Here is an 11,605-nt window from a genome sequence, read left to right as displayed (position 1 = left end):
CAGCGTTCCCGTTTTTTCGAGCCTGCGAGAAAAAACAGGCTAAACGCGCGTCTTAAAGGGGTTGGTCGCGCGTAGCGTGCGACGGTGTGCCGCCTTTGACCCTGGGGGTTTTGACGCAGCGTTCAGCGGAGTCATTACCCCCATGTGACAGGTAGTAAGGGCGTCCAGCCCGAACGACATGGCACACGCCGTTGCCCGCCATGCGGGCGTTTCAGGGGACTGACGACCATGCGTCGGCAGTTTTCTGAAAGCACGGATAACGGGCATGAGCGCCGGAGGCGTTCAGTGCTTTTCGCACTGTGATGGGAGACAACGATGGAAGACAGACACGGGAGAGGGGTTAATCTCCCATAGCAGTCTTCCATGCGTGACTCTCGGACAACAAAATTAAAACCGGAGAATATTGCGATGGGAACTCACCTGATGCAAAGGCTGAATACTTTTGTTGACGCCTTTTCATTTTTCCTTTTATCACTGCAAAACAGTCCGGCAATATTGTCTTTGCTTGCCGGACTGACGTTGCCATTCATATTTAACCTGCCACGTGGAGAAAGAGAAAATGCGCCCTTGTGGTTGAAATCTGTAGCATGCGTATCGGTCTTCTTTTTTACCTTCGGTACAATATCCCCGCTTACGCTCGAGGGGCTGAGTTTTTTCTTTAAATCACTCGACAGAAACACATTTTTTAACATATCTCTCTGGATACTGACGGCCTCTTTTACGTTTGCCGGGTTAATTTTTCATATCGTGGTCAGCAGACTTCTTGCTGGTGAGATAGACAAATTAAAGCACCGACTTATTAAAAAAAGCAAGCTGGAAAGAAATATCAGAACTGACGTCCGGGAAGTAAAAGAAATGTTGCCTGGCAGTGTTTCCTATAATCCGCTTGATCATATTGACTTAAAAAAAGGCGTTTTTATTGGTCTGGATAAAGACGACCAACCACAATATATCACCATTGAAGAATTTCAGTCCCAGCACGCTGATCTCATCGGAACAACAGGTTCCGGTAAAGGAGTAAGCGCCTGTGCTTTACTTTACCAGGCTATTCTTTCAGGTGAAGGGGTATTTGTCGAAGATCCGAAAAATGATGAATGGGCACCACACGTTCTGAGAGATGCATGTCAGACGGCAGGCAAACAATTTGTTCTTATCAATCTGAATGTGCTAAGTTTTCAGCTTGATTTACTGGCGGATATTTCACACGAACAACTGGAAGAACTTTTTAATGCCGGGTTTAGCCTGGCTAAAAAGGGTGAAGGCGCAGACTTTTATCGTATTGCCGACCGTCGGGCAGCCAGAAACACAGCCGCCATTTATGAAAAGGGAATGACGTTACGTGACCTATTTAATACCCCCTTTGTAATATCACTTGAGAATGATGTGCCTGCTTTCTATGGCGAACTTGAGGAAATAGCTTTAGTTAACGCCATTAACGCCAGTAATGGTTTTTCTCTAAAGACAATATTTGATGAGGGCGGATGCTGTTACATTATTGGCTCCATGCGTAACCAGAAAATCATATCGGCTCAACGAATGATTTTAACTCGTCTTATCCAGATAGCAGAAACAAGAGACAGAATAAAAGAAAAACCTCGTCCTGTTGCCATTTTTCTTGATGAACTTAAATATCATCTTTCCCGCCCTGCTCTTGAAGGGTTGGGTGCAGCAAGGGATAAAAATGTACATATTATAATGGCGCACCAGTCTGTTAAAGATTTGTATGATTGCCCGGCAGATCTGGATGGCGATGCCGTTGCAGGCTCGGTTATTGAGAACTGTAAATTCATGCTTGTTTATCGTCTTCGTGATCCCGATACCGCTGACTGGGTGGCAAGAATGACAGGTTCTATTCTTGTTGATGATGAAATGAGGAAAGTTAAGACGGATACATTCCTGACAGAAAAAATAGATACAGACAGAATGATCCGCCAGGCAGAAAGATATTACATCGACAGTAACATGCTGCTTAATCTGCCTAAGTTTGTTGGCTTTGTTTTTACGCAGAATGATCTTGCTAAAGCCACGAAACTTTTCCATATCCCGGCAAAAAAGGAATATATCGAATTGCTCTCATTTGAACAAAAAATCCCTTTACAGGATGTAAATAAAGACCATGAGCATAAACCATCTATTAACGTGTGAGGCTATCAATGCTTATTCATAATGTCGCGGAAAGAAAAGCAGCCGCAAAACGCAGAATGCGGGCATTACTGACCTTTCTGAAAGAAGAAACTTACTCTGATTTCCGTACCTTAAAAAAAGTTGTCGGCTATAAAGGGAATAACAATCAGGCTATGTATAACTTACTCAATCGAGCGGTGTTTATTGGGTTTCTGGTTAAACATGAATATCCGGTACTGACGGGGAAAAAATCACTGTGGGGGATCACCATGCAAGGACTGGCGATGGTGGTTAACCCTGATGATAAAGTATTCCCCGGCTATTTTGAGCCAGGAAAACTCAAATACTGGACACTGGAGCATCGTCTGTTAAACCAGCGGGTAAGAATTGCCCTTGAAGAGAAAGGCGGCAAAGACTGGCTGAATGGCGACAGGGGCGAATTCATCGCGCGTTATCCCGGCATCCTGCATCGCCCGGATGGCATTATTACGCTGAGCAGCGGCGCGATCGTTGCCGTGGAAACTGAGCGCTCAATGAAAACCCGAGCCCGCTATATCAGCATCGTTAAAAGTCATCTGGCGGCCTGTGACGCCGGGCGCTGGCATTACGCGATGTATGTTATGCCAGACGACAAAACCAAAGCATCTCTCATCAGGCTGTTTGACAGTATCAGGACAGTGGTAAGGAACAGTGTTCCGGTTCCATTTGATGCGAAAAACCGGGAAATGTTTCTTTTCCGCACGATAGACGAACTTGAACAAGCTCCCGTCAGTCACGATTAAAGGCATACCTGTTTAACAGCACAGAAAGAAACGTCAAATTCCGTCGATGAGGAAGTCTATTGCGGCTTTTACCTGAGTACGGTACTGAGCAGCATCACAGAACACCGCCCCCAGGGCCTGGACAGGGATACTTGCCAGTTCGTGAGTCATTACAGCGTATTCTTTGCCGTCCGTCAGTCTGACTACGGGGACAAGGCGATCCGGTCGGCGGCCTGCCGGATACTTTTCAACAGGTAGCAGCGGGATCACTATCCGACGATTCAACTGTCCAATAATATCGCTCGTGACATCGAGCAACAGAGGGTAAACGACGCTTCTCCCGGTATTACCGTATACAGTGAATTGCATGGTTAAAACGTCCTGTATTCATCGCTGAAACACCCATGTTCATCATGAAAACGATTTAGTGCTTCGAGCGCCTCCACGTTCTCTTCCTGCCATTTTTTCGCTTCATGTTGGCGAAGTTCAACATCCAGAGCGGCAGTCAGAGTAGCGCTCAGATTAATGCCCGCTTCACGCGCTCTGACCAGTAAGGTACGTTCCACTGCCATTGTCACGCTCTGCGTGTTGCGTTCTTTCGCTGCCATGGTTCATCTCCTGTAATGAAATACGTGTAAATAACACGATATAATACACTTATCATAACACCAAAAGCAGGCCCGGATACCTTTGGAGTTTCTTAAATTTTAATCCCCGGCATCATACCTGTTTCGTCGTCCACAGACATGACCGGTGGATAAAATGCCGTTTGCGGGATTAGCGGGCTCTTTGCCGCCCGCACCCGCAGCCTGCGAATTTTCCGGGCATCGAATGCCCGGAAAATTCGCAGGGAAATTAATCCTCCTGAAACCTCTGCCACTCTGCCGCCCGATATAAGGTTAAAGCCGCATTCCTTTGCGGCCTCTTATTCCGCTGTTCAGACCTTATCCATCAAATAACGATGCGCTTTCGATGCCGCGCTGGCGGCTTTGAAAATATAGCGCTTGTCGTTTTTCAGTGCTTTCAGCCAGGAAGCAATATAGCTTTCGTGCTGGACCTCGCCGACAATTCCCAGATCCGCCATCAGGAACGCGCTTCCCAGCTCGGCGATCAACTCCTCAAAAGCATAATCCTCACTGCCAAATTTCCCTTTCATCTCACGGTTCAGACGGCTTTTTGCGCCGCTCCAGTGCACCAGCTCATGCAGGCCGGTGGCGTAGAAATTGGCGGCATCGGCGAAAAGACGACGCTCCGGTAACCAGACCTCATCGGTTGACGGCCGGAAAAAGGCATTTTGTCCTTTCTCAATGATGTTTGCGCCACAGTTTCGGAACAGGTTTTCAGCCTGCGGCAGCGGATCGAACGTCTCAACAGGGCTAACTGCCTCGGTAGTCAGGGGCAGACCGTCGATCTGCTCAACATTGAATACGATGAATGTTTTCAGCATTGGGATATGTTCGATTTCCCCGGCGTCGTTTTCCTTCTCCAGGGTGGAATAGAAAATAGCCGTCGTGCCGCGCTCCCCCTTGCGGACTTGGCCACCCTCAGCCTGAGCCTGTTTGTAGGTCATCCAGCGGGGATCGCTGAAACCCTGTTTTGAGGCGCTGCACCACAGCAACATGATATTCATGCCGCTATAGGCTACGCCGGTAGCGTAATTGGATGGCAGACCAGACATACCCGGTACGCGCCGCCACGGGCAGAACCACGGTTTAACACCCGCTTCAAGTGCAGCAATGATGCTGTCTGTGACAGTCTGATAAATATCAGTTCTGGTTTTAGACCATTTCGTTTTTGAGGAGCCTGACGGGTCCAGCGGGGATACGCTGGTCGCCGCTGCGGTGTTAGGGGCGCTGGTCTGGGTATGCAGGGAAATCGTCATGGTTTTTTCTCCGTCAGTGGTGTGATTTTCGTCTTCGTATCGCCTGACGGTTCGCTTTCCCGGCATCGTTCCGGCCCGCAAGGGCGCAGCATGCGTGCCATTTACCCTTGCGGGCCGGGTTGTGTTGGGAAACGATTAACCGGAAGCGAATACGGGGAACGGAAAGCACGCGGGAGAAAAATCTGACTCTGCATAGCCGGACGTAGCGCCCCTTGCTTCGCAGCGGTGAAATGGGTTTGAGGTTTGGGGGAGAAGCCACTTCATCCGTTTTTTAAAAAGACTCACAACTGGCACTGAAAAGTACAGGATACCGACACCGTCATAGCAAAAAACGAATATTAATCAGCAAAATGGTATGCCTGATATGTTCGCAAGGGATAATATAAGTATTAGTTCAAACATGACCAGACAGTGGTATTCTTTGGTAAGTCGCGATTGGGCGTGACAGTCGGTTAAGAGAGAAATATAGCGGACGTTCACTTCCGATTTAGCGATAGACCTACTACACAATTGCACAATCATATGATAGAACAATGAAAAGTCTTGTAACTTGGCGTGTAAAAATGACAGATACTGAGCAGGCTCGATGGAACACTGAAAGTGCTGCATTATTGGCTCTTTCATCCATGCGCGGCGTTAGCTACTGGTCTCTATACAAGGTAGCTCAAAATGGTATAAGGTTTCGGGATATCATAACAGCAAATACATTTCAGAAGTTCGAAACTCTTCTAGGGGTAAGACTTAAAAAAACGCTTTTTAATATTTCCGAGGTTACCTGGCCTGAATTCAGAAATAGTATGATTGATGCAGCAAAATCATTATTAATCAATTACCACAATCAAGGATTTTCAATAATTCATCATGGTTCACCATCCTACCCAGAAAAACTAAAAGAACTCAGCAACCCACCATATTGGCTTTTTACACAAGGGGATATATCCCTACTAACTAAAAAGTGTGTAGGTGTTGTAGGAACTAGAGAACCGAGTAAATTAGGAACGTTTCTCACTCAATCTGTAATATCAAACTTCATAAATTTGGACTATTCAATTGTAAGTGGCTTAGCATTTGGAATCGATCAGATTGCACACGAATCCGCTTTGATGTTTAAGTTACCAACTATTGCCGTTCTGGGAACAGGAATCTACTCAAACTATCCTAAAAATAGTGAAACCATCAGAAATGCCATTGTCAGCAATGGTGGTTTAATTGTAACAGAGTACTTACCAGATCAAAAACCTAGTAAAGAAAATTTTGTTCGTCGCAACAGAATTCAGGCTGCAATCAGCGATATATTAATCCCTGTTGAGTGGAATATCAAAAGCGGCACTGCGCACACTGTCAAACATGCAGCCGAACTCAAAAGAAAAATCCTATGTCCTGTAATTGGAGACATGAGTGAAAACGAAGAAATTAAATTCGCACAAAGAAACTATAGTGCGCTATTACTTAAAACACCGCTGACCAATGATAAGGAATTTGAAAAAATTCTAAATTCCGCCTCACCCAATACATTACAGCAATTGACATTTTTATAGGGGAGTCATTATGCTTCTTAAGGCTGTTATATTTTCTGTAAGTGATGTTGTCTTACCAACAAGATCGAACCCTCATTCAAATGAAATAAAAAGAACCATAAGCAAAGAATTCAGAAAGTTATTGGATTTTTTAGAATCCAAGAATATTCACATAATATTCCTCACAAATAACAACGGAACGGTATTTAGCGATGACGAACAGATACCATTAAATGAATTTCTTACTCAGCGCCATCCAAATGCAAAGCACTACTGTCGAGCATTAAACCCAGGTCTCCCAGCAAAACAAAGTGGTCGTGCGATTGATTTTATAATGAACGACCTTAATCTAGAAAGAAATAAAATGATCTATGTAGGCCGTTCTGATGAAGACTTGCAGGCCGCAACAAACGGAAAGGTCTTATTTCTAAATGCAACTTGGTTTAAACCAGTTAATGAATATGGATTCCTGTTTTCATCACCAAAAGAAATTGCCCGCTTTATAGATATTTTCTGTCTGCGCGAAACCGCTTGGGGATGGCAAGGCAATTTAAATAATGCACATTACTATGCGTTAGCCCCCTTCAGCACTTATCTTGCAGATTTTAGTTTTTACTCAGAGAATGCTCGTTCATTATCAAAACTATCAATAGGGACTCCAGATTTCTGGATCAGATACTTAGCTGCGAGTATATTTTTCTCTGGACTAAGTAATGGTGCAAAATACATAACAACATATGTGGGGCACAGCTCTAACAACCCTTACAAACTTGGTGGAATAATGGAGCATGATCTAAAAGGTCTCGCAGTAGCGTTCAAAGGAAAATACTTAAAAGACCTTTTTATCAGGCACACATCAGCAGATAAATCACAGAATGTTCGCAGGCAAGGTGGCGACGTATCGATAACATCTCAAATTAATACAATCCACCTAAACCCAGCCCCTATAAAAAATTTAAACACTGGAGAGCATTACGTTAATCCACCAAATTTAAGAGGAGCTAAAGTATTAGTCATTGATGATTTTTGTACGGAGGGAAATGCTCATGAAACTGCAAGGATGTATCTTAATGCCGCAGGTGCTGAAGTCGTAAGCATTTCTTGGTTAAAAACCATAAACAGAGACGTTACTGTTTTTGAACCTAATAAACGCTTGGCACCTTGGAAACCTAACACCTTTAGTGTTGAGCAAGTAACCCCGATAGGTTCAATTGGTTATCGAACAAATCTGAGCGGTAGCGAGGCACCACAGGAACTTACGACTAAAATTCAAAGATATGATGACTGGGATTGGCCTAAGCCGCTAAATAATTGAATGATTACGGTCATGAGCTATGCAAATAAGCATGGTTCACATGATATAATCTGTCTGTTACGAACTTTCAGCAGTAGTTATATCTGGGGCTCGCTGTCCATGTTTTTTTTTGCTATTAGTAATCTAGCAGATTAGAATCTTGAGAAGAGGATTGTCGGGATAACTAACGGCAATCCAATAAATAATTAGATCAATAAATTCAATCCCTACATAACCGAAATTACTCCTGGCACGCCGCCCACATGCATTGGCAAATCAGTTTAGTGTTTACAGGTTAGGGATCTTACTATCGACAACAGCCGGACGGGCATTTCTTTAAACCGGGTGGCGGTTTGTTTTTCGTGCCCCATTTCGGTCTTGTCAGTTCCAACTTTTTGTGTTTCTGGGCTAATTACCTGCTAATAAAAGAAGCTACCAAGCCGGCACAAGAACCATGAGTTATCATCGGTAAGGTTGGTGGCTGTCATAAGGGTAAAACGCCCATAAGAGAGCGTTTTATAAAATTAATATTATTTCGTGACTGGATTGACTAAGTTACCACTATCGGTGCCGTAGTATTTCTTCGTAGTCATTCCTTGTTTATAGTAGTCATTGAGAAGTCTAAGAAAATTTCGCCCCTGCCTTTCATCTTCAATGACGATTTTCCCATCTTTATTGATGGTAAACTCCTCATCTTGGAACATTTTTAGCACACCATTCATTGATTGTACTTCATTTTTATTCAACGTAGTGTGATTACCTTTCTCAGCTATATGGGCAAGCGTTTTCCTTAACGATGGCTTATGTAGAATAGCTTGTTCAATAATATCCAACCCCTCAACCAGATCAAATTCTTTTATCTTGTTTAAGGTTTTTTGTGCAGCCTCTGTGAATTCTGCCTCAAGCCCTACGATAGATTCGAAACTTTTTTTATGGAATACATAGAATTGCTCATTTATATAAATGCAGTCAATTTTATCATCAAAATTTACAGCACTGCCATCAAATGATCTTAATTCTTTATCAGATTTATCGAATAAAGCGAATATGCGTTGAACCACATCTTGAGGTTCGTTAGTTGTGACTTTACCTTTGCTGATTTTACGGAAAGAATAGGTAAGCTCTAAGCCCTTTTGAACTTTAATGCAGTAGGCCCACAAATCATCTTGAACTTCGGCTAAGGAAGTAAGAACGCTTGGTTTATCACTCTTGATATCTTCATTTATAACTTTTGAGAATGAAATGGCGTTATTCATTGCATATGCATAAATTTTATTATCAATATCGTCATCGATCACTGTATACTTTTTCATCTCAATATCATCTTTTGATGCATGAGAGATTATTTGGTTTGATAACGTACTTTTAAAAAACTTAGCGATGTCTGGAGCTATAGGCGCTTTGATAACTTTAAAATCGTATTTGTCGGTAACTTTCGCTGTTTTGCTCATTCCACTTTTAAGATGTCTAGTGACAAAGTACAAAGAAATTTTAGCTTTTTCATCATCTTTAAGTTGCTCTGCGTATTCTAATAGTTCCTCAAGCTTTAACATTTTCATTCCTTATGAGGTTCAGCGTAAAAAAGTTTTGGGCCAACGTCTTCAATATCAAGAAGATCATCTTCTTCTAAATACTTTGATTTAGTCAAGATCATTCCACTACGTTTTTTATTACTTTCTACATCCAAGTAACTTATTTGATATAACGTATATTTTATACTTATTGTCGGATTTATAAGTATCATGCTTGAATTGATATATATCAAAGCTGTTACCATCAATAAAATAGCAATAGGTACAACGTTAGATAATTTCGACAAATCTTGAAATACAAAAGGTATTAAATATGTAAAAAGATAACTTATCGACTCATTATTTTTATTCTCTATATCTAGAATTTGGACGGTTCTTCCACTTGTTTGGCATCGACGTTTTATATTTTTTAAGAAAATTTTTAAACCCACAAAACCAAACAGGGATAATAAAACTAAAACGGTTACAGCCCCAAAATATTCTAGAAAAGCAGTTACGGACTCAATGCTAATACCCGCCCAATTTAGATAACTCCTATATGTATAAAGCTGAACAAAACACATGATGAAAAAAAGAGGAAGATAGGACACGATGAATAAGGAAATTCTGGCTCCTAAATGTAATTTATTTACTCGCATCATCATCCCTCCTTAGTCAATATAATAAGTGTGTAATTTGGTGGCTAACCTTCTGTAATTTCATGTAATATCCACCTCTGGCATAAGCGGACTGTCAGCCCTTATTGGACACCTTTCCGATGCAGGGGCATGACGGTTCGGTGATAGCTCTGCCTGTTCCGAGACATCATAGTAATGATCACAGCATACAGCAAGGGCTCTCAAATTCCTTTTGTGCAACCCGATCCTATTGGTGGTCATTCTGGCAGTCTTGACAGGGCAAGCTTCTTTATGTGGCTTATTTATTAGCAAGTTACTGGCAAACTCGATCCAAGTCGGGGAAGCCAGTCTGAACAATACCATCTAATACAGAAGCCGACTCATGAAATCATTCAATCAATTGAGAGCCAGCTCTACCCTCACGACGTCAACCATGGGGAACATTACCCGTTGCAAGAGCTGCCTCCCCTTGCAACGGCGATTCCACTAAAACTACTGATGCTCTGTAATGACTTCCCCTGACTGCGATATTACCCTCTCAGGACACTTAAAAAATAGCTGATACCGTAGACGAAGGGGAAGGTGTTGGTGGTTTTCACTCTCAGATTCTTTGTGCCGCCAGAGACGAATCGCGAATTTTCTGTCCCCACCAGTCCATCAGTTCAACACGCTGAACCATATAGGTGGCGCGATTATAGGCAGCGCGGGTCGGGTTAGCATCAATATGCGCCAACGTGGCTTCTATCACATCTGGCGGGAATCCGGCCTCGTTCAGCGCGGTGCTGCCCAGCGCCCGGAATCCGTGTGATACCAGCTCACCACCATAACCCATTCGCCATAGTGCTTTGTTGACCGTTTCGCTGTGCATTGGCTGGTCGCGTTTTACCCTGCCGGGGAACACAAACGGCGAATGCTCGCTCAGGGGCTTTAGCTGTTCCAGTACGGTCAGAGCCTGCGGCGACAGCGGTACGTGATGTTCACGTTTCATCTTCATTCGCGCCGCCGGAAGTGTCCACAACCGTTTTTCCATATCAATCTCACCCCACAGGGCTCCGGCGGCCTCAGCAGGGCGTACAAGCGTCAGAAGCTGCCACAGCAACAACAGGCGCGTCATTGGGGACAGATTAGTCGTATAAACCCGTTGCATCAGTTCCGGCAGGCGTTCCGGCCGGATGGTTGGCATATGCTGCTTTTTAGGCTTCACAAATGCCTCATCAATAGTTGATGCCGGGTTGGCGTCCAGCAGGCCGGTATTAATGGCGAATTTCATCACTTCATTAATCCGCTGCGTCAGGCGATGCAGGGTTTCCAGTGCGCCACGTACCCTCACCGGCTCAAGCGCGACAATCAGCGTGTGCGCTTTCAGCGCCGTCACGGGGGTCTGACCGATAGCAGGGATGACATCACGCTCCAGTGACTTCCAGATATCATCTGCGTAGTCTGCGGAAATGGTGGTTTTTTTCACGGCAAACCACCTGGTCGCCACGTTGATAAACAGACTGTCTACCGCCAGCCGTTCCCGCTCAGCATCTTCCTGCTCCAGTTTTATCGGGTCGATACCCTGCACCAGCAGGGTAAGGTATTCGGCGTGCAGCTTCCGGGCGCTGGCAAGCGACATGGCGGGGTAATGTCCAAGGGTGATGGTGGTCCGGGAAGTCGAACCGGGACGTTTGTAGCGAAAGCGCCAGATTTTTCTACCAGTGGTTCTGATAAACAGGGTCAGCCCCTGTCCGTCGAACAATTCGTAATCTTTCTCAGCGGATTTTGCCTTCTGGACTTCCGAGGCAGACAACGGACGGGTAAGCACAGCCATAAAGTCACTCCTTGTATATCAGTAGAAAATGACAGTGATGGAGTGGTGCAATATTCTGTTTTCTG

10 protein-coding genes are annotated in these 11,605 nt (G+C 44.2%); 4 read left to right on the top strand and 6 right to left on the bottom strand.

From position 1 onward, the window contains the following. Positions 1 to 408: 408 nt before the first annotated feature. Together FCN80_RS06625 and mobC are read left to right on the top strand one after the other, a co-directional pair. Positions 409 to 2,145, top strand: a complete 1,737-nt coding sequence (locus FCN80_RS06625; RefSeq protein WP_136989234.1) for a type IV secretory system conjugative DNA transfer family protein — start codon at positions 409 to 411, stop codon at positions 2,143 to 2,145. A gap of 8 nt (positions 2,146 to 2,153) precedes the next feature. Beyond that, positions 2,154 to 2,906, top strand: coding sequence for a MobC family replication-relaxation protein (gene mobC / locus FCN80_RS06620; RefSeq protein WP_136989232.1), 753 nt, complete (start codon positions 2,154 to 2,156; stop codon positions 2,904 to 2,906). A gap of 33 nt (positions 2,907 to 2,939) precedes the next feature. Here the strand turns inward: mobC and FCN80_RS06615 are convergent, their stop codons facing one another. The 3 genes from FCN80_RS06615 to FCN80_RS06605 all read right to left on the bottom strand — a co-directional run bounded on the left by FCN80_RS06615 (position 2,940) and on the right by FCN80_RS06605 (position 4,767). Continuing rightward, complete coding sequence (locus FCN80_RS06615; RefSeq protein WP_136989230.1) at positions 2,940 to 3,254, bottom strand: CcdB family protein; 315 nt, start codon at positions 3,252 to 3,254, stop codon at positions 2,940 to 2,942. Positions 3,255 to 3,256: 2 nt separating this feature from the next. Beyond that, positions 3,257 to 3,493 carry a type II toxin-antitoxin system CcdA family antitoxin gene (locus tag FCN80_RS06610; RefSeq protein ID WP_136989228.1) on the bottom strand — a complete coding sequence of 79 codons (237 nt, stop codon included), beginning with the start codon at positions 3,491 to 3,493 and terminating at the stop codon, positions 3,257 to 3,259. 329 nt (positions 3,494 to 3,822) lie between these two features. Next, positions 3,823 to 4,767 (bottom strand): ArdC family protein, encoded by a 945-nt coding sequence (locus tag FCN80_RS06605; RefSeq protein ID WP_136989226.1) that lies wholly within the window; start codon positions 4,765 to 4,767, stop codon positions 3,823 to 3,825. 533 nt (positions 4,768 to 5,300) lie between these two features. Here FCN80_RS06605 and FCN80_RS06600 point away from each other — a divergent pair. Both FCN80_RS06600 and FCN80_RS06595 read left to right on the top strand, forming a co-directional pair. Continuing rightward, on the top strand, positions 5,301 to 6,305 hold the full coding sequence (locus FCN80_RS06600; protein WP_230492527.1) for a DNA-processing protein DprA: 1,005 nt from the start codon (positions 5,301 to 5,303) through the stop codon (positions 6,303 to 6,305). Between the two features lie 10 nt (positions 6,306 to 6,315). Beyond that, entirely contained in the window at positions 6,316 to 7,599 is a 1,284-nt protein-coding gene (locus tag FCN80_RS06595; RefSeq protein WP_136989224.1) for a hypothetical protein, read from the top strand. A 509-nt stretch (positions 7,600 to 8,108) separates the two neighbouring features. On the opposite strand, the gene FCN80_RS06590 is transcribed toward FCN80_RS06595, so the two are convergent. The 3 genes from FCN80_RS06590 to FCN80_RS06580 form a co-directional block, all read right to left on the bottom strand. Further along, a complete protein-coding gene (locus tag FCN80_RS06590) occupies positions 8,109 to 9,131 on the bottom strand; it encodes a Kiwa anti-phage protein KwaB-like domain-containing protein (protein ID WP_136989222.1) in 1,023 nt (340 codons plus the stop codon). A gap of 2 nt (positions 9,132 to 9,133) precedes the next feature. Beyond that, positions 9,134 to 9,754, bottom strand: a complete 621-nt coding sequence (locus tag FCN80_RS06585; RefSeq protein WP_230492526.1) for a hypothetical protein — start codon at positions 9,752 to 9,754, stop codon at positions 9,134 to 9,136. A 574-nt stretch (positions 9,755 to 10,328) separates the two neighbouring features. Continuing rightward, positions 10,329 to 11,540, bottom strand: coding sequence for an integrase domain-containing protein (locus tag FCN80_RS06580; RefSeq protein WP_136989220.1), 1,212 nt, complete (start codon positions 11,538 to 11,540; stop codon positions 10,329 to 10,331). Between the last annotated feature and the right edge of the window lie 65 nt (positions 11,541 to 11,605).

This window comes from Martelella alba (genome assembly GCF_005217455.1).
Classification (GTDB): Bacteria; Pseudomonadota; Gammaproteobacteria; order Enterobacterales; family Enterobacteriaceae; genus Acerihabitans.
This window is presented reverse-complemented; position numbering and strand designations above follow the sequence as displayed.